The organism is Streptomyces sp. XY431, from assembly GCF_001279805.1.
Classification (GTDB): domain Bacteria; phylum Actinomycetota; class Actinomycetes; order Streptomycetales; family Streptomycetaceae; genus Kitasatospora; species Kitasatospora purpeofusca.
The window spans coordinates 1-23,192 of record NZ_LGDO01000424.1; the positions used below are offsets into that span (position 1 = coordinate 1).

The window sequence follows — 23,192 nt, forward strand, 5'->3', positions numbered from 1 at the left end:
GGAGTCCTTGGTGGGGTCGGTGCCGGAGGCCCGGCTGGTGACCTTGGCGCCCTGCGGGAGCGTGGTCAGGTCGAACTGCACCTGGTAGGTGCCGTCGGGCAGGTTGTCGAACAGGTAGAGGCCGTTGGCGTCGGTGGTGGTCGTGACCGGCTGGCCGTCCTTGTTGCGCACCGGCTGGCCGTTCGCGTCCAGCAGGTTGACCTTGACGCCCGCGACGCCGGTGTCGCCCGGCTTCTGGACGCCGGAGCCGTCCTTGTCGACCCAGACGAAGTCACCGATCGCGTTGTTCGGCTCGGTGACCCGCTTCACCGCGACGCCGACCTTGGCCGGCTCGGCGGGCAGCAGCTGCCGGCCCTCGTTGTCGGTGGCGGTGTAGGCGAAGCTGTTCCACGCGTACTCGGTGTCCGGAGCGTCGAACGGGGCGATCATCGGCCAGGTCAGGGTGAACGACTCCCCCGCGGCCATGGCGCCGGCACGGTGGATGCGGAACCAGGTCGCCGTCCCCGGGGCGGGGAAGGTGGTGCTCCAGACCGCGTTCGCGTTGCAGCCGGTCCGGTCGACGAGCACGCTCTCGACACAGGGGTTGGGGTCGGTGGTGTACTCGATCACCACGCTCGGGTCGCTGCTGACGATCGGCTCGCTCAGCGACGGCGTCCAGGTGCTGCCGCGCTGCGCGTCCTGGGTGAGGACGTAGTTGTCGCCGGGGGTGGGCAGCCTGTCGTAGGCGATGAAGTTGGTGACCGGGTCCGGCGAGTCGTTGCGGACGGTCATCCGGTAGGAGATGCGACCACCGGGGGTGGCGGTGCCGATGCTCAGGTAGTCGGAGTCGAGGTCGCCCTTCACCTCCTTGAACGAGCGCAGCACGCTCGGCACGTCCACCTGGATCTTGGAGGAGGCGTGGCAGAGCAGCTCGGTGGTGTTGCCGTTCCCGTTGAGGTCGAGCACGTCCGGGGTGCTGCCGCTGTCGGAGCCGGAGAACATGCAGGCGACCGGGTTGGTCGGCTGGTCGACGGTGACGTAGACGTCGTTGGTCAGCTCACCGGAGCGGATGCTGCTGGCGACCTGGACGTCGAAGAGCATCCGGTAGGCCAGCGGGTCGTGCAGATAGGTCGAGTCGGGCGCGCCGGCCGGCCACTGCATCCTCAGCAGCTGGCGGCCGTCGGGGCCGGGGGTGACGGTGATCGACTCGGGGGCCTTGGCGTCCGGGTAGTTCGGGTCCGGCCGGGCGGAGCCCTCGATGTAGACGACGCCGGGCGGCAGCAGGTCGAGCAGGACGAGCGGGCGGTCCAGGTCACGGGCGCTGCGGTTGTAGGGGATGACCTGGAAGGTGGCCTTGCCGCCGGGGGCGGACAGCTCACCGGCGACGGTGGTCTTGGCCGCGCCGAGGTTGGTCGCCTCGGTGATGGTGGTGCTGGCGCAGGCGTTGGCGTTGGCGTTGTTGGTGCCGTCGGTCGCGGAGGTGTCGACACAGTTGGTCAGCGGGACGGGGGCGGCGCGCCCGTCGTGGCCGGGGGTGGCGACCTGGGTGACCAGCTGCACCGCGTTGCCCGGGCTCCAGCCGGTGGGGATGGGGCCGTTCCAGACGAACTGGAGGCCGTCGAGCCAGCGGCCGGCGGGGATGCCGAGGATGTCGTTGGCGGGGTCGCCGGCGCCCTCCGCGAAGGTGATCCGGCGGGAGGTGGCGCCGTTGAGCGCGGTGCCGGGGCTGAAGGTCAGCCAGGTCGGGTCACCGTTGAGCCGGTACTGGAGGGTCAGCTGGATGCTGGTGGGGTTCCAGGCCTCCAGCTGGAGGGACTGGGGGAAGATCCAGTTGTAGAGGCCCTCGGTGGTGCCGGCGCCCGGGTCGGTGATGGTCAGGCTGGTGGCCGGGCCCGAGGTGTTGGTGGCCGACAGGCTGAAGCTGTTGAGGTCGCCGGAGGTGACGGTGTCGCGCCACACCTTGCTGGCGGTGACCGCCACGCCGGTGGCCGGGGGCTGGAACTGGCCGGTGGTGGCGGAGGAGGAGTCCAGCGTGGTCTCGGGGTCGGCGCCGAGCGGGTCGCCCAGCAGGTCCACGTTGTTGGTGGAGGTGGTGCCGTTGGGGAAGTCGGCCTCCGGGTAGTACACGACCAGCGCGCCGGGGTTGCGGCAGCCGCCGCGGCCGTTGCCGGAGACGAACGGGCCGATGTCGTAGCCCCAGGTGTTGGGGCCGGGGGCGACCTGGGTCCAGCCGGGCGAGCGGCCGGGGTCGACCACCGCGCCGGGCGGCAGGGTGTCGAGCAGGCGGCTGGTGTCCAGGTCGACGTTGGGCACGTTGTCGGTGGCGCAGGGGCTGAACTGGTAGGTGACGGTGCGCCCGTCCTGGCTGCTGGTCTGGATGCCCTTGGTCACCGTGTACTGCGGCTGGACCTCGGCCCTGGTGTTGGCGCTCGCGTTCTGCGAGGTCTCACCGGTGGCGCTCATGGTGGCCGAGTTGGTGGAGGTGGTGCCGTTGGGGGTGGTGAAGTTGGGGTACTTCATGACCACCGTGATGGTGGCGGTGGTGCCGGGGCTGAGGTTCTGCAGCTTGATGTCCATCGTGCCGCCCATCGCGCCCGTCGCGGGCACGGTGGAGGCGGCCTGGTCGACCGAGGAGGGGTCGGGGGTCCAGCCGACGAACTGCATGTTCGCGGGCAGGGTGTCGAGGATCTGGCCGCCGGTGCATTCATTGATCGAACACGTGTACCGGAGGGTGTAGGTGACGTTCTCCCCCGGGGAGACGGTCGCCTTGTCCACGCTCTTGGTGAAGGAGATCGCGGCCTGCGCCGGTGGGGCGATCAGGCCGCTGCCCAGGAGGGTTCCTCCTAGGAGGGCGAGAACCGAGGCGATCCGCCCGGTCCGGAAGGGAATACGCATACCGGACAGTTGATCCGACCGTTCGTCGCACGGCCGGGCGGCGCGAGGGCAGGTGACGGTGTTTCACCTTGTCAGACGAGCGTCAAATCCCATCGTCCGGATCGGTCGGGTACGAAGCCGGGACCGAGGCCGGGTTCGCGCCGGTGTGGAGGATGTCGCGGGCCTGTTCGGCGGAGCGGCTGATGCTCTCGCCGACGAAGTCCATGAAGCGCGCGATGTTCTCCAGACGAACGGCCGCCGGGGTGCCGGTGCCGAGGACGCCGACGCCCTCCCGGGCGGTCTCGGCGAACCGGGCGTGGGCCTGGGCGGCGGCGATCATCGACTGGTACCAGACGTCGCCGTCGACGACGTAGCGCTCGCGGCGGCGCTCGTCGCGTTCGCGGCGGACGAGGCCCTGGGCCTCCAGGAAGGCGATCGCCTTGGAGACGGACGCCGGGCTCACCTGGAGGCGCCGGACCAGTTCGGCTGCGGTGACGCTGCCCTCGTCGGTGGTGAACACGCAGGTCAGGACCCGGGCCATCATCCTGGGCAGGCCCTGTTGCATCACCAGGGTGGTGAACACCTCCTCGTACGCGCGCACGGCCTCCGGGTCGCGCCCGTGGGCGGTCGGCTCGGGCGGCTGCGGCCCGCGGGGGGCGGCCTGCCGGCTCCGGTGGGCGCGGCGCTCGGTGGCGCGGTGGGCCACGTCGGCGCGGTAGGCGGCGGGGCCGCCGTTGCGCATCACCTCGCGGGTGACCGTCGAGGTGGGGCGGTCGAGGCGCCTGGCGATCTCCGCGTAGGCGAGGCCGTCGGCCACCCCGAGTGCGATCTGCTGGCGTTCCTGCTGGGTGAGTCTGCCTCCCGGCACCGCGGTCTCCCTTCGTGTGGTCCCCGGCCTGCGCAGCATAGCGTTCATGCACCGTCAATGCAACGACCTACGGTGCTGACGTTGCGTTGAAAGTGGATCCGTTGCAACGATATTCGGTCTCTGGCCTGCGGTGATGCCACTTTTGCGCAACAAGGCTATTGATGGATATGCGAACGCAACGTAGCGTTCGTGATGTCAGAAAACAGCAGCGAGACACCGCAGGAGAGCAGCATCATGGAGAAGTTCGCCACCACCGCCCCGATCACCGCCGTCGTCGACCTGCCGGCCGGGCGGGTCCAGGTGATCGCCGCCGACCGTGCCGACGCCACCGTCGAGGTGCGGCCGGCCGAGTCCGGCCGCGGCCGCGACATCCGCACCGCCGAGCAGACCGCCGTCGGCTTCCAGGACGGCGTCCTGCGGATCAACACCGTGCCCGGCGGCCGGCTGGTCGGCGCCGGCGCCGTGGAGGTCACCCTCCAGGTGCCCGTCGGCTCCCGGATCGAGGTGACCTCCGAGAGCACCGAGCTCCGGGCCGTCGGCCGCCTGGGTGACGTCGTCGTCCAGGGCGCCTACCGCCGGATCAAGATCGACGAGGCCGACAGCGTGCGGCTGACCGCGGTCGACGGCGACGTCGAGGTCGGCCGGCTCAACGGCCCGGCCGAGATCAGCACCTCCCGGGGCGCCATCCGGATCGCCGAGGCGCTGCGCGGCGCGGTGGTGCTCCGCACCGAGTCCGGCGACATCGAGGTGGCCGCCGCGGCCGGGGTCTCCGCCGCCCTGGACGCCGGCACCGGCCACGGCCGGATCAGCAACAGCCTGCGCAACGACGGCGCCACGGCCCTCGACATCCGGGCCACCACCTCCTACGGCGACATCGCCGCCCGGAGCCTGTGACCGGCCGGAGCGCAGCCGACCCGGGTGCGCGGTGCCCGGGGACGTGCGGGAGCCGGGTGCCGTCGGTGGCACCCCACCCGCCCCCCGGCGGGCGGGGCGGGTCAGGACACGGCCGCGGCCGGTGCGCCTGCCGGCACGAGCCGGCCCGCGGCGAGGGTCAGCACCTCGTCGACGGCGTCCAGGGCGGCGTGGTCGTGGGTGACCAGCAGCGTGGTGCGGCCGCGGGTCGCGTCGAGGACGTCGGCGAGGACGGCGGCGGCGGTGTCCGGGTCGAGTCCCTCGGTCGGCTCGTCCAGGACCAGCACCGGCGGGTCCGCGAGCAGGGCGCGGGCGAGCAGCAGCCGGCGGCGCTGACCGCCGGAGACGGTGGCGCCGTCCCCGCCGAGCATGGTCTCCCAGCCCTCGGGGAGGGAGTCGATCCAGTCGAGCAGCCGGGCCCGGCGGGCCGCGTCGCGGAGCTCCTCGTCGGTGGCGTCGGGGCGGGCCAGCCGCAGATTGGCCCGGATGGTGGTGTGGAAGACATGGGCGTCCTGGGTCATGCCGGTGATCGCCCGGCGGACGTCGGCGCCCGCGCAGTCCCGCAGTTCCCGCCCGCCGACGCGGATGCTGCCGCCCTCGTACGGGAGGAAGCGCATCAGCGCCGCGATCAGGGTGGACTTGCCGGAGCCGCTGGCGCCGACCAGCGCGACCCGGCGGCCGGGCGGCAGCCGCAGGCTCACGCCGTCCAGGACGGCCGGGCCGTCGGGGCGGTGGCGCACCCGCAGGCCGGTGATCTCCACGCCGAGCGGTCCGTCGAGGGGGAGCGGGGCCGGGTCGGCCGGGTCGGTGACCGGGGCCGGGGTGTCCATCAGGTCGGCGAGCCGGCGGGCGGAGGCCCAGACGTCGGCCAGCCGGCGGGCGGCGGTGGGCAGGCCGGCCAGGGCGTCGAAGGAGACCAGGGCGAGCACCGCGAGGACGGTGAGCCACACGGCGGGCAGCCGGCCCTCGGCGTGCGCGCGCAGGCCGAGCCAGGTGACCCCGACCGTGGCCGCCGCCTGGAGCAGCAGGACCACGGCGGAGGCGAGCGAGGTGGTGAGCGCCCGGCGCTCCTCCAGGGCGGCGATCCGGGCGGTGGCCGCCGAGGTCCGGGCGTGCGCGCGGCCCCGGGCGCCGTACGCGGCGAGGTCGGCCGCGCCCCGGGTCAGGTCGACGGTGAGCGCGGCGAGTTCGGCGCGCGCGGTCTTCTCGGCGCGGCCGTCCCGGTGGGACAGCGTGAGCACCAGGGCGGGCACCACGAGCCCGGCGAGAACCAGCAGCAGGCCGAGCAGCAGTCCGGCCGTCGGGAGCAGCACCAGTGCGGTGCCGGCGGCGGCCGCGGCGACCAGGACGGCGGCGGTGACCGGGATCAGCACCCGCAGCAGCAGGTCCTGTGCGGCGTCGACGTCGTCGACCAGCCGGGTCAGCAGGTCGCCGCCGCGGAAGGCGGGGGTGCCGGCCGGAGCGAGCGGGACGAGCGCCTCGTACACCCGGGCGCGGAAGTCGGCTACGGCGCGCAGCACACCGTCGTGCCCGAGCAGCCGGTCGGCGTAGCGCAGGGTGCCCCGGCCGAGGGCGAGGGCGCGGACGGCGACGATCGCGACGGCGACGGCGGCGATCGGCGGCTGTTCGGCGGCGCGGGTGATCAGCCAGGCGGCGGTGGCCATCAGTGCGGCGCCGCTGAGTTCGCTGCCGGCGGCGGCGAGCACGGCGGGCAGCAGCCGGCGCCAGTGCGGCAGCAGTTGGCGCAGCAGTCGGAGGGTGGGGTGGGAGCCGGGGGCGGTGGGGTCGGGCATCGGAGCTCCGGGGGCGAGCGGTCGGGGCGCGGGGAGGCCGGTCGCGGGGACGGTGGCCGAGGGGGAGGGGCGAGTCATGAGCGGACCAGCCCGGTGAGGTCCGCGGCGGCCGGGCGGGCCGGGGCGGGGCCGACGGTCCCGGCCCGGACGGTGAGGATCCGGTCGGCGTGCGGCAGCAGGCCGGTCCGGTGGGCGACCACGATCGCGGTGCGCCCGCGCATCAGCTCGGCGGTGGCCCGGGTGACGGCGGCCTCGCTCTCCGGGTCCAGGTGGGCGGTGGGCTCGTCGAGCAGCAGGACGGGCGCGTCCTTGAGGAAGGCGCGGGCCAGGGCGGTGCGCTGGCGCTGGCCGGCGGAGAGTCCGGCGCCGTGCTCGCCGAGGACGGTGTCGTACCCCTGCGGCAGTGCCGCTATGAAGCCGTCGGCACAGGCGGCCCGGGCGGCGGCCCGGACCTCGGCGTCGGTGGCGTCCGGGCGGCCGAGGCGGATGTTGTCGGCGACGGAGGTGGCGAACAGGTGCGGGCGCTGCGGGACCCACGCCACCTGGGCCAGCCAGGCGTCGGGGTCGAGCGCGGCGAGGTCGGTGCCGTCGACCAGGACCCGGCCCGCGCCGGGGGTGACGAAGCCGAGGAGGAGGGCGAGCAGGGTGGACTTGCCGGCGCCGCTCGGGCCGACCAGGGCCAGGTGCTCGCCGGGGTGGACGGTGAGCGAGACCTCGGCGAGGGCGGGTTCGGCGCGGTCGGGGTGGTGGACGGTGACGCCGTCGAGGCGCAGCCGCGCGGTGCGGGCCTCGGGGACCGGGGCCGGGGCCTGGGCCGGGGCCTTGACCAGGAGCCGGGCGGTCGGTGCGGTGGCGGGGTCCGCGTCGGCTGCGCCGTCGGTGTCGCCCGTGCTGTCGCTGCCGCCGGCGCCGTCCGTGGCGCCTGCGCCGTCCGCGTCGTCCAGGAGCGTGAACACCCGCTCGGCCACCGCGATGCCCTCGGCGCTGTCGTGGAAGGCCGCGCCCGCCGCGCGCAGCGGCAGATAGGCCTCCGGCGCGAGGAAGAGCACGACCAGGGCGGTGCGCAGGTCGAGCGCGCCGTCCAGCAGCCGCAGGCCGACCGGGACGGCGACCAGTGCCACCGACAGGGTGGCGACGGTCTCCAGGACGAGGGAGGAGAGGAAGGCGACCCGCAGGGTGCGCATGGTGGCGCGCCGGTGCGCGTCGGCCATCTCCCGCACCACCCGGGTCTGGTGCCGCTCGCGGCCGAACGCGCGCAGGGTGGGCAGCCCGGCGACGACGTCCAGGAAGTGGCCGCCCAGCCGGGCCAGCAGCCGCCACTGCCGGGCGGTGCGCTGGGCGGTGTGCAGGCCGACGAGCGCGCCGAACACCGGGATCAGCGGAAGGGTGATCACCACGATCAGCCCGGAGGTCCAGTCGGCGAGGCCGAGCCGGACGACCACCACCAGCGGGACCACGGCGGTGGCGGCCATGGTGGGCAGGTAGCCCGTGAGGTAGGGGTCCAGGGCGTCGAGGCCGCGGGTGAGCAGGGTGGCGGTCTCGCCGTGCCGGCCGGCGGCCAGCCGCCGGGGGCGGGTGTCCCGCAGGTGGGCGGTGAGGCGGTCGCGCAGGTCCCGCTTGGTCGCGGCGGCGGCGCGCTGGGCGAGGGCGCCCCGGGCCCAGGCCAGCAGGGCGCGCAGGGCGAGGACGGCGCCGAGCGCGGCCAGCGGGCCGGTCCACCGGCCGCGTCCGGCGAAGCCGTCGGCGAGCAGGCCGGCCAGCAGTTCGGCCTGGCCGAGGACGAGCCCGGCGCCCAGCAGGGCGAGTGCGGTGGACATGGTCAAGTGGCGCCGGAGCGCCGGGATCTCGCGCCGCAGGCGGCGTTCGGCCGGCTTCATCCCGTGGTCCCTCCGTGGTCCGCCAGGCGGTCGGACGCCGCCGGCCGGCAGCCGCGGTGGGCTGCCGGCCGACGGCGGTCGGTCAGAAGTAGCTGGGGTGGCGCCGGCCGGTGCGGCCGCGGAACGCCCACCAGCTCCAGCCCTGGTAGAGCAGGATCAGCGGGACGATCACCACGCCGAACCCGATCAGCACCTTCAGCGTGGCCTCGTCGGCGACGGCGTCGTCGACGGTGATCCCGCCGCCGGAGGAGGCCGACAGCAGGTAGGGGTACTGGCCGGCCCCGATCAGCAGCACCGGCAGCGCGGTCGCCAGGCAGGTGGCGGTGAAGGCGAGCGTGTCGCGGCCCCGGTCGAGGTACCACCACCCGGCCGCGATGGCCGCCACGACCAGGACGAACAGCACCACCGAGGTCCCCGTCCTGCTCATCGAGGCGCCGGCCCCGAACAGCGAGAGCAGCAGCGCCAGGGCTCCGGCGCCGCCCGCCGCGGCGAGCAGGGTGGCGCCCATGCGCCGGGCGGTGGCGGCGGTTCCGGGCTCCGAGCGGAGCGCGACGAAGGCCGCGCCGTGCCCGGCGAACAGCAGGGCGGTGGCCACCCCGCAGGTCAGCGCGAACGGCCCGAACACCTCGCCGGCGCCGACGTGGAAGGAGCCGTCGGCCCGGCGGGGCACGCCGTGCAGCAGCAGGCCGACCACGATGCCCCAGCACACGGCGGGCAGCGCGCCGCCGAGGACCACCAGGGCGTTCCACACCTTGACCGCCCGCGGGCCGCGGGAGCGGCCGCGCAGCTGGATCGCGGCGTTGCCGAGCACCAGGCCGGCCAGGATCGCCACGATCAGCGGGTAGAGGCCGGACAGCAGGCTGCCCTCCAGGTGCGGGAAGGCGCCGAACATCACGCCGGCGAAGGCGACCAGCCAGACCTCGTTGCCGAGGAAGAACGGCGCGATCGCGTCGAGCGCGGCGTTCCGCCCGCCCGGTCCGGCGCCGGTGCCGGGTCCGGCACCTGCTCCGGTGCCGGTACCGGCGTCCGGCCGGGGCCCCGCGTCGGCGGAGCCGAGGAACGGGGACAGCATCTGGGCGCCGTAGTCGTAGCCGCCCAGTACGAAGTAGCCGGCGAGCAGCAGGCCGAGGAGGGCCAGCCAGAGGGTCTCCAGGCTCATTTAGCCCAACCTTCCGTCACGTCAGAGGAGTTCATCTCGGTGCGGGAGCGCTCGGCCCGCTCAGAAGGCCGGGACCGGCTGCTTCTCGTCGGCGCCGCCCGCACCGGGCAGATCGTCCGGGAGCGGGTCGCCGGCGCCGAGCTGGGCGCCGTCCGGGCCGCGGCGGGCGAAGCGGGTGATCAGCGTCCAGTTGGTCACCGCGAGGGCGAGGAAGATGGCGATGAACACCGTGCAGGACACGACCAGGGCGCCCTTGCTCACGTTCGAGACGGCGTCGTCGACGGTCAACTGGCCGTAGACGAGCCACGGCTGGCGGCCGATCTCGCGCACCACCCAGCCGCCGACGGAGGCGATGAAGGGCAGCGGGATGATCGCGGTCATCAGGTAGGCGAGCCAGCGCTTGCGCACCAGCAGGTCCTTCAGCAGCAGGAAGACCGCGATGAAGGTGATGGTCGAGACCGTGTTGCCGAGGATGGTCATCAGGTCCATCGAGTTCTTCACCCAGGACGTCCAGGGCAGGTAGTCCCCGGGACCGTGCGCGGCGACCTCCTGGGCCTGCGCCGCGGCGAGGTCGCCGCCGCTCAGAATGGCGGCCTTGACCGGCTGGGTCTTCTCGATGACCGGGACCTGGAGGTTGCCCACGATGATGACGAAGAAGGAGGAGAGCATGCTCACCCAGACGCCCAGGCGCAGCGAGCTCCGGAAGAGCTCGGTCTCCTTGGTGCCCTTGGCGAAGTGCCAGGCGCTGATGCCGGCCACGAAGATGCCGCCGGTGGTGAGCGCGGCGAGCGCGATGTGGGCGAGCGCCACCTGGGCGTTGGCGTTGGTGACCAGGGCCCAGAAGTCGGTCAGGTAGGCGACGCCGTCGCGCACCTCGTAGCCCACCGGGTGCTGGAGGAAGCCGTTGGCGACCAGGATCCAGAACGCCGAGAGGTAGGCGGTCAGCGCGACCAGCCAGATCAGCGTGACGTGGATGCCGCGCCGCATCCGGCCCCAGCCGAAGATCCACATGCCGAGGAAGGTGGACTCGGCGAAGAAGGCGATCAGGGTCTCCAGGGCCAGTGGCGCGCCGAAGACATTGCCCGCGAACTTGCTCAGTCCGCTCCAGCTGAGTCCGAACTGGAACTCCATGACGAGGCCGGTCACGATGCCGACCGCGTAGTTGATGACGTAGAGCTGGCCCCAGAAGCGAGTCATGCGCTCCCGGACCGCGCGTTTGGCGAGGTCGCGGGTGTACGCGGCCCGGGTGTGCATGATCGCCACGATGGGGACCAGCCCCATGGTGAGGATGACGAACAGCCAGTGCACGCTGGTGGTGGCCGCGAACTGGAGTCGGGCCAGATCCGCAGCGCTCATGATGCGACCTTCCTGGGGGGCGGTTGGCCTCCGGGTCGGCGGACGGATGAGGGTGTCGGGGAAGCGGACGCGGGGAGCGGACGCTGGGAAGGGGAGGGTTCCTCGCTCGCGTGTGCAGGTGGCGGGCATCGCTGCCCGCCACCTGCGCGACGAACCCCGCCGCTGACGTTAGGCGAGGATTGCTTATGTCTTCCAAGACCGGTTTTGCTATGTATGGATAACCCGTCGGACATGAGCAGAGGTGAACCGTGGATTTGCTGCAACTCCGTCACTTCCAGGCCGTCGCCCGTTTCGAGCACATCAGCCGCGCCGCCGAGGAGCTGAACGTCGCCCAGCCCTCGCTCAGCCGCACCATCGCCCGGCTGGAGGCCGAGCTGGGCTCGCCGCTCTTCGACCGGCAGGGCCGGCGGATCCGGCTCAACCAGTACGGCGTGGTGTTCCTGCGGCACGTCGACCGGGCGCTGAGCGAGCTCGACGACGGGCGCCGGGCGCTGCGCGAGGCCCGGGAGACCGGGCTCGGCCGGGTCGGCGTCGCCTCCGAGACCCTGCTGACCGTCGCCCATCTGATGGGCAGCTTCCGGGCCGCCTTCCCCGGGGCCGAGGTGCGGCTCTTCCAGTCGAACGTCGAGGAGATGGACCGGCAACTGCGGGCCGGCGAGGTGGACTTCTGCGTCGCCTCGCAGCCGCTGACCGCCGCCAACCTGGACTCGGTCGAGCTGCTGCGGGAGGAGGTGCTGCTGGCCGTCCCGCGCGGGCACTGGCTGGACGGCCGGGAGAGCGTGACGATCGCCGAGATCGCCGACGAGCCGTTCGTCACCACCCGCCGGGGCAACTGGCAACGGGCCCTGCTGGAGCGGCTGTTCGCCACCGAGGGGCTCACCCCGAGGCTGTCCTGCGAGGGCGACGAGCCGGGGGCCAGCCAGGACATGATCAGCACCGGGCTGGGCATCGGCCTGATCCCGGCGATGTCCCGGCTGGCGGGCACCGACTCGCACGTCCCGGTGGCCTGGGTGCACGTGGCCGCGCCGAACTGCTACCGGGTGCTCACCCTGGTCTGGAACCGGGACGCCTACCAGTCCGAGGCGGCCCGCCGGTTCCGTGAATTCACGGTCAGCAGGCCGCTCATGACGCACCGTCGGCCGGATCCGAGGATGGGCCGGGAGTCGGTCTGAGCCGCGCCGGACGCGCCGAAGATCGATCCTGGCGTGCCCCGGACTCCTTTGCTACGCTCAAAAGCGCTGCCGTGTCCTGGCCGAGGGCTTCGCGTGTCCGAATGGCCGGTATGAGATGGCGGGTTGGCAGGATCGACGTTTCCTGCGGCAACCACCGGCGGCGCCGTCCTCCCTCCATTCACCCACTTGACCGGTGCCCTGTGTCGGCGTGCCCATGTGCGCGCGCCCGGGCGCCATCGAGGAGTTCCGTCATGCCCAAGATCACGTATGTCGCCGTGGACGCGGCCGAGCGCACGATCGACGTCCAGGCCGGCACCAGCGTCATGCGCGGGGCCGTCTTCAACGACATCGACGGCATCGTCGCCCAGTGCGGCGGGAATCTGCAGTGCGCCACCTGCCACGTCTACGTCGACGAGTCGACGCTCGACAAGCCGGAGCCGATCCAGCCGAACGAGAACGAGATGCTGGACTTCACCGCCTGCCCGCGCCGTCCCAACAGCCGCCTCAGCTGCCAGCTCACGGTGACCGAGGCGCTGGACGGCCTGATCGTGCACCTGCCCGAGCGGCAGAAGTGATGGCCGAGGGATCCCACCCCGACTCGGTCGTCGTCGTCGGTGCCGGCCAGGGCGGCTACCAGACGGCGGCCTCGCTGCGTGAGCACGGCTACCGCGGACGGCTGGTCCTCATCGACGCCGAGGACGAACTCCCCTACGAAAAACCGCCCCTGTCCAAGGCCTACCTCAAGGGGGAGGCGGACGAGGCACAGCTCTGGCTGCGGCCGGTGAGCTACTACGCGCGGCAGTCGATCGAACTGGTCGCGGGGTCGGTGACGGCGGTCGACCCGGCCGCCCGCACGGTCCGGCTGGCCGACGGCTCGGTCTACGAGTACGGCCACCTGGTGCTGGCCACCGGGGCGACCCCGCGGACGCTCGGCGTGCCGGGGGCCGGACTGCGCGGCGTGCACACCCTGCGCACCGCGCAGGACGCCGCCGCGCTGCGCACCTCGCTCGGGGCGGCCAGGAACGCGGTGGTGGTCGGGGCCGGGTTCATCGGCCTGGAGTTCGCCGCGGCGGCCCGCAACGCGGGGTGCGAGGTGACGGTGGTCGAGGCACTGGACCGCCCGCTGGCCAGGGTGGTCTCGGCCCGCACGGCCGAGCACTTCACCCGGCTGCACCGGCGGGAGGGCTCCCGGCTGGTCTTCGGCCAGGGGGTCGCCGCCCTGCACGGCGACGAGCGGGGCGCGGTCACGGCGGTGGAGCTGGCCGACGGTGCCCGGCTGCCGGCCGACCTGGTGCTGGCGGGGATCGGGGTGATCCCGCGCACCGGTCTCGCGGCCGCGGCCGGGCTGCGGGTGAGCGGCGGCATCGTCGTCGACGCCCACCTGCTGACCAGTGATCCGCACATCTCGGCGATCGGCGACTGCGCGGCGTTCCCGCAGGTGCGCTCGGGCAACCGGCTGCGGCTGGAGTCCGTGCAGAACGCGGTGGGGCACGCCGAACTGGTGGCCGCGCGGCTGACCGGCGAGAGCCGGGGCTACCGCGAGCTGCCGTGGTTCTGGAGCGACCAGTTCGCGACGACCGTGCAGATCGCCGGCCTGGACGAGGGCCACGACACGGAGGTGGTGGTCGGCGAGGACCCGGACGCGTTCTCGGTCCTGCTGTTCCGGGGCGGCGAGCTGCAGGCGGTGGAGTCGGTCAACCGGCCCACCGACCACCTCGCGGCCCGGCAGCTGCTGGACCGGGGGGTGTCGCTGAACCCGGTCGAGGCCGCCGCCCCCGGCTTCACGCTCCGGGGGCACCTCACGAGCCGCCGGGAGGAGCCCGCCGTGCCCGTGGGCTGACCGGACGTCCGGTTGGCCGATACTCGCCGGACCCCGCCCGGACCGTGCCCGGATCGCGCCCGCGCCGCCGTACCCCGGCGCGGGCGCCCGGCAACGGAACAAAGGATTCCGAAAACATTGGCCCCACTGCTTTCAAAAGTGCGGCTGAAGAACAACCGTTTTTTTATCCCCGGACGGTTTTCGGCCATGCCCGGGGCGGGCCCGCCGGGTCCGAACCTTCACAGTTAGTTCATAAGCCGCTGTTGCGGAAACATCTGCCGGTGAGGCAGGATTCAAACAAGATCGCTTGCTTGCTCATTCACTCGTCCGAATAACAAACAGGGGATACCACCGTGCCTGAATCCGTCAGCCCGCAGGGATTCACCGACGAGGCCGAGCTGCGCCGCCTCAACCGGGCCGTCGTCGAGCGGTACATGAAGACCCTCGGCCAGGACCGGCTGCGTCGGCACGAGCTCTTCACCGAGGACGGCGTGGGCGGCCTGTGGACCACCGACACCGGTTCCCCGGTGGCCACGCACGGCCGGGACCGCCTCGGCGAGCACGCCGTCTGGTCGCTCAAGTGCTTCCCGGACTGGGAGTGGTACAACGTCGAGATCTTCGAGACCCAGGATCCGAACCGCTTCTGGGTCGAGTGCGACGGCCGCGGGAAGATCCTCTTCGGCGATTATCCCGAGGGCTGGTACGAGAACCACTTCATCCACTCGTTCGAACTGGAGAACGGGCGGATCACGCTGCAGCGGGAGTTCATGAATCCGTTCCAGCAGCTGCGTGCCCTGGGTATTCCGGTCCCCGAGATCAAGCGGACCGGAATACCCACCTGAGAAATCAATAAATAGACCGCCGGATCGGAGTACGTCGTGGAAGACGTTATACGGGAGATTCGTATCCGCGGGGCGTTGCAGCAACCCGAATGGAGCGACCTACCCCAGGTCAATCGGGTGGGCGAGGCACTGGCCTCTCGCCCTGCCCTGGTCCAGCCGGACGACCTTGCGACCTTGCGAACCCTGCTGGGAAAAGTCGCGCTCGGAGAGGCGCTCGTGCTGCAGTCCGGGGACTGCGCCGAGGATCCGCAGGAATGCACACGTCAACATGTGGCGCGGAAGTCCGCGCTGCTCGACCTGCTCGCGGGGACCCTCGGTCTGCGGACCGGAAAGCCGGTCCTCCGCGCGGGCCGTATCGCGGGGCAGTTCGCCAAGCCCCGTTCCAAGCCCACCGAAGTCATCGACGGGGTCGAACTTCCGGTTTTCCGTGGGCACATGGTGAATGGACCGGAGCCGGACCCGGAGATCCGCCGGCCCGATCCGCTGCGCATCCTCACCGGCTACATGGCGGCCGGTGACATCGTCGAGCACCTCGGCTGGCGCGACCGGGCGGCCGGCCGCGACGTGGTCGAACCCCTTGTGTGGACCAGCCACGAGGCACTGCTGCTCGACTACGAGACGCCGATGCTGCGCGTCGACGACAAGGGCCGGCTGTTCCTCGGTTCCACCCACTGGCCGTGGATCGGCGAGCGCACCCGTCAGGTCGAGGGCGCCCACGTCGCACTGCTGTCGCAGGTGGCCAACCCGGTGGCGTGCAAGGTCGGCCCCGGCATGGAGCCCGACGAGCTGCTCGCGCTGTGCGAGAAGCTCGACCCGTGGCGCGATCCGGGCCGGCTCACGCTCATCGCGCGGATGGGCGCCGAGAACGTGGCGGACCGGCTGCCGAAGCTCGTCGACGCGGTCCGCGGTGCGGGCCACCCCGTGGTCTGGCTCAGCGACCCGGTGCACGGCAACACCGTCACGGCGCCCGGCGGGTACAAGACGCGCCTGGTGGAGACGGTGGCGCTGGAGGTGTCGCGGTTCGTCGAGGCCGTGCGCGGCGCGGGCGGCGTGGCCGGCGGGCTGCACCTGGAGACCACTCCGGACGACGTGACCGAGTGCGCCTCGACCGAGGCCGACCTCGGCTCCGTCGGCGACCGGTACACCTCGTGCTGCGACCCCCGGCTCAACCCGGCCCAGGCCGTCGCCGTGGTGTCGGCCTGGACCGTCTGACCGGTCGGCCGTCCCCGGGCCACGTCCTTCGCGCCACATCCTCCGCCCCGCTCTGCGCGCCCCACCACGCCCGCGCATCAAGCAAAGAACCGGAGCCATGACCGGCATACCCCCCATCCAGTCGTACCCGTTACCGGCCGAGGGCGAGCTGCCGCCGGCCACCGTGTCCTGGACCGCCGAGGCGGACCGCGCGGTCCTCCTCGTCCACGACATGCAGCGGTACTTCCTAGAGTCCATCCCCGAGAGCACCAGGAACGAACTCGTCGGCAACGCGGCGCGGTTGCGCGACCGCTGTGCCGGCCTGGGCGTCCCGGTCGCCTACACCGCCCAGCCGGGCGGCATGACCGACGAGCAGCGCGGCCTCCTCAAGGACTTCTGGGGCCCCGGCATGCGCCCCGCCCCGGAGGACCGCCAGGTGGTCGACGCGCTGGCGCCGGCCCCGCAGGACTGGCTGCTCACCAAGTGGCGCTACAGCGCCTTCTTCCGGACCGACCTGCTGGAGCGGATGCGCGACACCCGCCGCGACCAGCTCGTGCTGTGCGGCGTCTACGCCCATGTGGGCGTGCTGGCCACCGCGATCGAGGCCTTCACCAACGACATCCAGGTGTTCCTCGTCGCCGACGCCACGGCGGACTTCTCCGCCGAGTACCACCGGTCCGCGCTGAAGTACGCCGCCGAGCGGTGTGCCCGGGTCACCACCGTCAAGGGGCTGTTCGGATGACCCGCGACCTGCCCGGGACCCCCGGGCCCGACAGCGGTTCCGACAGCGGTCCCGACCTGCTCGCCGAGGTGCTGGCCGGCCGGCCGGAGGCCTTCGCGCTGCTGCACCGGCCCGGTGCGGCCGGGGACACCGGTCCGGTGGTGGAGGTGCTGACCGGCTCGGTCACGCTGCCCGCCACGCTGGCCGAGATCCCGCTGCCCGGTGCGGAGGCGGCCGCCGCCGCGGCGCCGATCGTCGGGGACCGGCACGAGGTGCTCGTGGTGGTCCCCTACCGGCAGCTCGCCGAGCGCGGCTTCGAGGCCGCCGACGACGGGACCCCGCTGGTGGCGATGACCGTCACCGGCCAGCAGCGGCTGCCGCTGGAGCGGGCGCTGGCCCGGATCCCGGACGTGCCGACCCCGCTGGCCGGCGGTGCCTTCGACGTCGACGACGAGGCCTACGGCGAGGTCGTGGGCCGGATCGTCAAGGAGATGATCGGCACCGGCGAGGGCGCGAACTTCGTCATCAAGCGCACCTTCGTCGCCGACATCACCGACTTCGGGCCGCTGAGCGCGCCGGCGCTGTTCCGCCGGCTGCTGGAGCGGGAGAGCGGCGCCTACTGGACCTTCCTGGTGCACACCGGGGAGCGGACCCTGGTCGGCGCCTCGCCGGAGCGGCACGTCAGCCTCCGCGACGGCACCGCGGTGATGAACCCGATCAGCGGCACCTACCGCTACCCGCCGTCCGGGCCGACCCTCGCCGGCGTGCTGGAGTTCCTGGCGGACCGCAAGGAGACCGACGAGCTCTACATGGTGCTCGACGAGGAACTCAAGATGATGGCCCGGATCTGTCCGGACGGCGGCCGGGCGGTGGGTCCCTACCTCAAGGAGATGGCCCGGCTCGCGCACACCGAGTACCTGATCGAGGGCCGGACCGATCGCGACGTGCGGGACATCCTGCGCGAGACGATGTTCGCGCCCACCGTGACGGGCAGCCCGGTGGAGAGCGCCTGCCGGATCATCCACCGGTACGAGCCGGGCGGGCGTGGCTACTACAGCGGAGTGGCCGCGCTGATCGGCCGGGACGCGGCGGGGGAGCGGGTCATGGACACCGCGATCCTGATCCGCACCGCGGACATCTCCGAGCAGGGGCGGATCGGCATCGCGGTGGGCTCCACCATCGTGCGGCACTCCGACCCGGCCTCGGAGGCGGCGGAGACCCGGGCCAAGGCGGCCGGGCTGGTCGCCGCGCTCGACGGCGGGGAGCAGCAGCGTTTCGCCGGCCACCCGAGCGTGCTCAGGGCCCTGGAGTCGCGCAACGAGTCCGTCGCCGACTTCTGGCTCGCCGACACCGCGTCCCGGGTCTCCTCCCGGCCCGAACTCGCCGGGCGCAGCGTGCTGGTGATCGACGCGGAGGACACCTTCACCTCGATGATCGACCAGCAGCTGCGCTCCCTGGGCCTGCGGGTCACGGTCCGCCGGTTCGACGAGGAGTACGCCTTCGAGGGCCACGACCTGGTCGTGATGGGGCCGGGGCCGGGCGATCCGCAGGAGGCCGCGCATCCCAAGATGCGCCACCTGCGGGCCGCGCTCGACACCCTGCTCGCCGAACGCCGGCCGTTCCTCGCGGTGTGCCTCAGCCACCAGCTGCTCGGGCTGCGGCTCGGTCTGCCGATCCGCCGCCGCGCCGTGCCCAACCAGGGTGTGCAGAAGGCGGTCGACCTGTTCGGCGGCGCCGAGCGGGTCGGGTTCTACAACACCTTCGCCCTGGTCGCCGAGGCGGAGGAGTTCGCCGCCGAGGGCGTGGGCCGGGTCCTGGTGAGCCGGGACCCGGAGAGCGGAGAGGTCCACGCGCTGCGCGGTCCCGGCTTCGCCTCGCTCCAGTTCCACCCCGAGTCCGTCCTCACCAGGGAGGGGCCGCGGATCGTGGCCACCGCCCTGTCCGGACTGCTCGGTCCGGCGCGGGTCCCCGACCCCGCCTGAGCCGCCCGCCGCCCGGCACCGCCGGGCGGCCGGGCCGCCCCAGGACCGCCGGGCCGGCGCTCTCCCCCGTGAGTGCCGGTCCGGCTCCCCCCCCCCTGCCCGTGGCCGCGTCGCGATCCGGCGCGCGGCCCGGCGCACCTCGCTGTCCGAACGAGGCACACCCGCGCCGTCCGAACGAGGCGCGTCCGCGTGCTCCGGCCGGGGCGCACCCGCGCGCCCGGCGCCGAGGTGCGGCACACCCCCGCCGCCGAGCCGCGGCCCGCATTCCCCATGACGAGAAAAGACGAGAGCGGGAGGACCCATGCACAAGTACGTCGTCGTCGACGCGTTCGCGCGCCGGCCCCTCACCGGCAATCCGGTGGCGGTCTTCTTCGGGGCCGACGACCTGTCCGGCGAGCAGATGCAGCGCATCGCCCGGGAGATGAACCTCTCCGAGAGCACCTTCGTCCTCACCCCCAAGCAGGGCGGGGACCACCATGTGCGGATCTTCACCCCGGTGAACGAACTCCCCTTCGCGGGGCACCCGTTGCTCGGCACGGCGATCGCGCTGGGTGAACACACCGAGGCCGACACGCTGCGGATCGAGACCGCGATGGGCGTCATCCCGTTCGACCTGGAGCGGGTGGACGGCCGGACCGTCGCCACCAGCATGCGCCAGCCGGTGCCGGTCTGGGAGCCGTTCGAGCGGGCCGAGGAACTGCTGTGGGCGCTCGGGGTGAGTTCCTCGACGCTGCCGGTGGAGATCTACCGCAACGGCCCGCGGCACGTCCTGGTCGGCTTCGAGAGCGTCGAGGCGCTGTCCAAGGTGGACCCGGACCACCGAGCGCTGGCCCGGTTCCCGGACATGGCGACCAACTGCATCGCCGGCTCCGGGACCACCTGGCGCAACCGCATGTTCTCGCCCGCGTACGGGGTCGTGGAGGACGCCGCGACCGGCTCCGCCGCCGGGCCCATCGCCATCCACCTGGCCCGGCACGGCCTGGGCGTCTACGGGCGCCGGATCGAGATCACCCAGGGCGTCGAGATCGGCCGCCCCTCGCCGATGGGCGCGCTGGTGCACGGCGAGGGCGACCGCGTCGACAGCGTCGAGGTCTCGGGCCACGGTGTCGTCACCATCGAAGGAGTGCTGCATGTCTGACCAGTCCGTCCAGTCCCACCAGTCCGTCCAGTCCGTCCAGTCCGACCGGCCGGTCCGGGCCGACCAGCCCGACCGGAAGCGGTCCGAGTCGCTGACCGGGACCGTCGCGCTCGACTTCCCGGAGTTCCGCACCCCGCCGGCCGAGCCGATGGGCCTGCTGAACTCCTGGCTGGCGGCCGCGGCCGAGCACGGGGTGCGGGAGCCCCGCGCGCTCGCGCTGGCCACCGCCGACGCCCGGGGCCGCAGTTCGTCCCGGATCCTGGTGATCAACCGGATCACCGAGACCGGGATCGTCTTCGCCACCCACGCCGACAGCCAGAAGGGCCGGGAGCTGGTGGAGAACCCGTGGGCGTCCGGCGTCCTGTACTGGCGCGAGACCAGCCAGCAGATCGTGCTGGCCGGCCCGGTGCGGCAGCTGCCCGACGCCACGGCGGAGGAGCTGTGGGCGGCCAGGGCGGTGTTCACCCACCCGATGACCACGGTGTCCCGGCAGAGCCGGCCGGTGGAGGACCTCGAGCACTTCGAGGAACTGCGGGCGAAGGCGCTGGAGCTGGGCCGGCCGCGGCAGCCGCTGCCCCGGCCCGCCTCCTACGTGGCCTTCGAACTCGTCCCCGACGCACTGGAGTTCTGGGCCGACGGCACCGACCGGCTGCACGAGCGGCTGCGCTACGACCGCACCGCCGACGGCTGGGGGATCAGCCGGCTCCAGCCCTGACCCCCCGCGCGGCCCGCCGCGCACCCCGACCGGCCCTATCTCCCGAGGAGATGTCATGACCTCGCCACAGATCTTCACCGACCACCACGACCTGCGCGCCCGCAACCGCCGGGCCGTCGAGCAGTACCTGGAGACCGGCCCGGAGGCCCGGCTGCGCCGCTACACCCTCTACACCGAGGACGGCACCGCCGCGCTCTTCTACACCGACATCGGCCGGCCGATCGTCGTCACCGGCCGGGAGAAGCTCAAGCGGCACAACGAGCTCTCGCTCGAAGTCCTGCCCGACTGGCGGTGGTTCGACGTCCGCGTGTACGAGACCCAGGACCCGGGCCAGGTCATGGTCGAGTGCGACGGCGAGGGCACCATCCGCTTCCCCGGCTATCCCGAGGGCCACTACCGCAACCACTTCATCCACGGATTCACGCTCCGGGACGGCCTCATCGCCGCCAGCCGCGAGTACACCAACCCGATCGAGCACATGAAGTCGCTCGGCATCGAGACCCCGCACATCAGGCGGGACTGGATTCCCACCGACTGACCCGTCGGGCAGGGAGTCCGGGTGCCGGACGCGCGCACGAAGGAGATTCGATGGAGTTCCACTCGTGTCCCAGGAACCACGGACGGGAGGTCCCCGCAGCCGCGGGGTCCGTCCTCTGCGGCCCGTGCATCAGGCAGTTGGAACACACCCTGCGGGCCCTCCCGGAGCTGCACCAGGAGTGCCTGCACCACATCCAGACCGAGCCCCGGCGGCGGAACCCGACCCGGGTCTCCGGGAGCCGTCGCCGGGACCGGCTGAACCTGTCCGCGATCGACGCCCGCAACAACATCGTGGCGATCCTGGAGTCCTGGTCGCGCTTCGCCGCCGAACGGCTCGGCACCACCGCGGTGATCCGCTCGGTGCCGCACCTGACCCGGTTCCTCGGGCGCCACCTGGACTGGCTCACCGCACAGCCGCCGGCCGCCGACTTCGCCGACGAGATCGAGGACCTGCGGCTCGAACTGCTCAACGCGATCGACCCCGAGGCCGGCGACCGCGCGGTGCCCACCCGGGCCTGCGTGGTGGACGGCTGCCCCGGGACGATCGACGCCTCACCGCAGCACCACAACGGGGGACGGACCAGCGTCGGCTGCTCGTCCGGACATTCATGGGGGATACGCGAATGGCTCACGCTACGGCACCTCTTGGACCAACCGCGAACGGCGGCCGTCTGAGCCGGCCGCCCAGGCACCGGCTCGTGCCGACGAACGTGGCCGCGCTCGCCGCGGGCGTCTCGGAGGCGACCATCCGCAAGTGGGTCAGCCGCGGCAAGATCACCCGCTACGGCACACCGGGCCGCTCGGAGTTCGACATCCAGGAACTCACCGAGATCGCCCTGCGCCGCCGGTCCTGACCGGCCGCCGGTGCCGACCCGGCGCGACAACCCCGCGGATCCATTGCCGGGCGGGCGGGAACACCGCCCGTCAACGGATCCGCGGGAGCTCCGGGACCGGCCGCGCACGGCGGCCGGGGCGCCGCACGAGGGGCCGGGGGCTCTCCGCGAAGGAGAGCCCCCGGCCCTCAGGGGTTGTCCGACAATTCGCGCTCATGCGACGCGAATTGTCGGACAACCCCTCGCCGTCAGCGCTTCTCGTAGATCCGCTTGTGCCCGCCGATGCCCGCCAGCCGGAACGGCCCGGTGGTCCCGGCCGGGGTCGGGTGGTCGCCGCCGTCGGTCGGGAAGCCCCACTCGTGCAGCTCGCGGTAGCGGTCGTAGCCGATCGGCTGCCGCCGCTCGATCGCCGCCCGGTGCGCCTCCGTCCGCAGGTGCTCCCGGTAGCCGGGCACCACCGTCCCGGCGAAGAACTCCGCGACGCTGCCCGAGCCGTAGCTGAGGAAGCCCACCGCCTGCCCGTCGAGGTCCTCTGCGCCGTCGAGCAGCGCGGCCAGGCCCAGGTACACCGACGCGGTGTAGCTGTTGCCGATCACCGCGTTGTACCCGGTGGTGCGCCCGAGGGCCCGCTCGACGGCGGCCTCGTCGGTGTCGTGCCCGGCGGAGTTCAGCAGGTGCCGGTGCGCCTTGTAGGCCATCTTGGTGAACGGCTGGTGGTAGCAGAAGGCGCCGAAGTCCTCCAGCGGCCGGCCGCCCTGCTCGGAGTAGTCCTTCCAGGTGCCCTGCACCGCCTGGAGGTAGGCGCCGATGGACTCCTGTCCGTCGACCAGTGCCGCGTCGCGGTAGTTCGGCCGCCAGAAGTCCATCACGTCCGCGGTGAACAGGCCCGAGGGGTCCTCGATCCGCACCAGCGCCGGGTCCGCGGTCACCAGCATCGCCACGGCGGCCGCGCCCTGGGTCGCCTCGCCGGGGCTGTCCAGCTCGTACTTGGAGACGTCGCTCGCCACCACCAGGACCTTCTGGGACGGGTCGCGGTGGATCAGGCCGAGGGCGAACTGCAGGGCGGCGGTGGCCCCGTAGCAGGCCTGCTTGAGCTCGACCACCCGGGTCGCCGACGGCAGGCCGAGCAGCGAGTGGACGTACACGCCCGCGGCCTTCGCCTGGTCGATCGAGGACTCGGTGGCGAACACCAGGGTCCGGATCCCGTCCGTGCCGTGCCGGGCGACGATCGGCGCGGCGGCCGCGGCGCCCAGGGTGACGATGTCCTCGTCGGCGGCCGGCACGCTCATCGACCGCTGGCCGATGCCCGTGTGGTACTTGCCGATCGGGGTGCCGTTGTACTCCGCGAGCGCGGTGTGCGGCAGCACGAACTCGGTGGTCGCGAACGACAGATCGTGAATTCCGACAGTGGCCCCGTTGGACAT

At 72.8% G+C, this 23,192-nt stretch carries 20 protein-coding genes; 13 read left to right on the top strand and 7 right to left on the bottom strand.

The features are described 5' to 3' along the window. Window positions 1-2,874, bottom strand: a 2,874-nt coding sequence (locus ADK60_RS27755) for an SdrD B-like domain-containing protein (RefSeq protein WP_159400614.1), incomplete at its 3' end; no start/stop codon positions are given. 82 nt (window positions 2,875-2,956) lie between these two features. Then, window positions 2,957-3,721: a MarR family transcriptional regulator gene (locus ADK60_RS27760; protein WP_045940599.1), complete on the bottom strand. Its 765-nt coding sequence runs from the start codon at window positions 3,719-3,721 to the stop codon at window positions 2,957-2,959. Window positions 3,722-3,955: 234 nt separating this feature from the next. Between ADK60_RS27760 and ADK60_RS27765 the strand changes: the two genes are divergently transcribed. Then, on the top strand, window positions 3,956-4,615 hold the full coding sequence (locus tag ADK60_RS27765) for a DUF4097 family beta strand repeat-containing protein (RefSeq protein WP_045940598.1): 660 nt from the start codon (window positions 3,956-3,958) through the stop codon (window positions 4,613-4,615). Window positions 4,616-4,716: 101 nt separating this feature from the next. On the opposite strand, the gene cydC is transcribed toward ADK60_RS27765, so the two are convergent. The 4 genes from cydC to ADK60_RS27785 form a co-directional block, all read right to left on the bottom strand. Next, window positions 4,717-6,426, bottom strand: coding sequence for a thiol reductant ABC exporter subunit CydC (cydC, locus tag ADK60_RS27770; RefSeq protein ID WP_053649605.1), 1,710 nt, complete (start codon window positions 6,424-6,426; stop codon window positions 4,717-4,719). Between the two features lie 74 nt (window positions 6,427-6,500). Beyond that, window positions 6,501-8,303 (bottom strand): thiol reductant ABC exporter subunit CydD, encoded by a 1,803-nt coding sequence (gene cydD / locus ADK60_RS27775; RefSeq protein ID WP_053649607.1) that lies wholly within the window; start codon window positions 8,301-8,303, stop codon window positions 6,501-6,503. Window positions 8,304-8,385: 82 nt separating this feature from the next. Continuing rightward, complete coding sequence (locus ADK60_RS27780) at window positions 8,386-9,462, bottom strand: cytochrome d ubiquinol oxidase subunit II (protein ID WP_053649609.1); 1,077 nt, start codon at window positions 9,460-9,462, stop codon at window positions 8,386-8,388. Between the two features lie 60 nt (window positions 9,463-9,522). Further along, on the bottom strand, window positions 9,523-10,818 hold the full coding sequence (locus ADK60_RS27785; protein WP_053649611.1) for a cytochrome ubiquinol oxidase subunit I: 1,296 nt from the start codon (window positions 10,816-10,818) through the stop codon (window positions 9,523-9,525). A gap of 248 nt (window positions 10,819-11,066) precedes the next feature. On the opposite strand from ADK60_RS27785, the gene ADK60_RS27790 reads away from it, so the two are divergent. The 12 genes from ADK60_RS27790 to ADK60_RS45110 all read left to right on the top strand — a co-directional run bounded on the left by ADK60_RS27790 (window position 11,067) and on the right by ADK60_RS45110 (window position 21,789). Next, window positions 11,067-11,990, top strand: coding sequence for a LysR family transcriptional regulator (locus ADK60_RS27790; RefSeq protein ID WP_045940587.1), 924 nt, complete (start codon window positions 11,067-11,069; stop codon window positions 11,988-11,990). A gap of 251 nt (window positions 11,991-12,241) precedes the next feature. Beyond that, window positions 12,242-12,565, top strand: coding sequence for a 2Fe-2S iron-sulfur cluster-binding protein (locus ADK60_RS27795; protein WP_030397790.1), 324 nt, complete (start codon window positions 12,242-12,244; stop codon window positions 12,563-12,565). Continuing rightward, window positions 12,565-13,830 carry an NAD(P)/FAD-dependent oxidoreductase gene (locus ADK60_RS27800; protein WP_045940586.1) on the top strand — a complete coding sequence of 422 codons (1,266 nt, stop codon included), beginning with the start codon at window positions 12,565-12,567 and terminating at the stop codon, window positions 13,828-13,830. The genes ADK60_RS27795 and ADK60_RS27800 overlap by 1 nt, the downstream gene beginning before the upstream one ends. 332 nt (window positions 13,831-14,162) lie before the next feature. After that, window positions 14,163-14,651, top strand: a complete 489-nt coding sequence (locus tag ADK60_RS27805; protein ID WP_045940585.1) for a PhzA/PhzB family protein — start codon at window positions 14,163-14,165, stop codon at window positions 14,649-14,651. Window positions 14,652-14,687: 36 nt separating this feature from the next. Continuing rightward, on the top strand, window positions 14,688-15,863 hold the full coding sequence (locus ADK60_RS27810; RefSeq protein WP_053649613.1) for a 3-deoxy-7-phosphoheptulonate synthase: 1,176 nt from the start codon (window positions 14,688-14,690) through the stop codon (window positions 15,861-15,863). A 97-nt stretch (window positions 15,864-15,960) separates the two neighbouring features. Beyond that, window positions 15,961-16,584, top strand: coding sequence for an isochorismatase family protein (locus tag ADK60_RS27815; protein ID WP_045940583.1), 624 nt, complete (start codon window positions 15,961-15,963; stop codon window positions 16,582-16,584). Beyond that, entirely contained in the window at window positions 16,581-18,545 is a 1,965-nt protein-coding gene (locus tag ADK60_RS27820) for an anthranilate synthase family protein (RefSeq protein WP_053649615.1), read from the top strand. The genes ADK60_RS27815 and ADK60_RS27820 overlap by 4 nt, the downstream gene beginning before the upstream one ends. Window positions 18,546-18,846: 301 nt before the next feature. Continuing rightward, window positions 18,847-19,683: a PhzF family phenazine biosynthesis protein gene (locus ADK60_RS27825; protein ID WP_045940581.1), complete on the top strand. Its 837-nt coding sequence runs from the start codon at window positions 18,847-18,849 to the stop codon at window positions 19,681-19,683. Next, window positions 19,676-20,398 carry a phenazine biosynthesis FMN-dependent oxidase PhzG gene (gene phzG / locus ADK60_RS27830; RefSeq protein ID WP_079008731.1) on the top strand — a complete coding sequence of 241 codons (723 nt, stop codon included), beginning with the start codon at window positions 19,676-19,678 and terminating at the stop codon, window positions 20,396-20,398. Before ADK60_RS27825 ends, phzG begins: the two co-directional genes overlap by 8 nt. Before the next feature lie 55 nt (window positions 20,399-20,453). After that, the gene (locus ADK60_RS27835; RefSeq protein WP_045940580.1) at window positions 20,454-20,936 is read left to right on the top strand and encodes a PhzA/PhzB family protein; all 483 of its coding nucleotides are present in this window, start codon (window positions 20,454-20,456) and stop codon (window positions 20,934-20,936) included. 137 nt (window positions 20,937-21,073) lie between these two features. Then, window positions 21,074-21,610: a hypothetical protein gene (locus tag ADK60_RS27840; protein ID WP_234326000.1), complete on the top strand. Its 537-nt coding sequence runs from the start codon at window positions 21,074-21,076 to the stop codon at window positions 21,608-21,610. A gap of 23 nt (window positions 21,611-21,633) precedes the next feature. Beyond that, complete coding sequence (locus ADK60_RS45110) at window positions 21,634-21,789, top strand: hypothetical protein (RefSeq protein ID WP_157855447.1); 156 nt, start codon at window positions 21,634-21,636, stop codon at window positions 21,787-21,789. A 227-nt stretch (window positions 21,790-22,016) separates the two neighbouring features. Here the strand turns inward: ADK60_RS45110 and ADK60_RS27845 are convergent, their stop codons facing one another. Further along, window positions 22,017-23,192, bottom strand: coding sequence for a hydroxymethylglutaryl-CoA synthase (locus ADK60_RS27845; protein WP_053649617.1), 1,176 nt, complete (start codon window positions 23,190-23,192; stop codon window positions 22,017-22,019).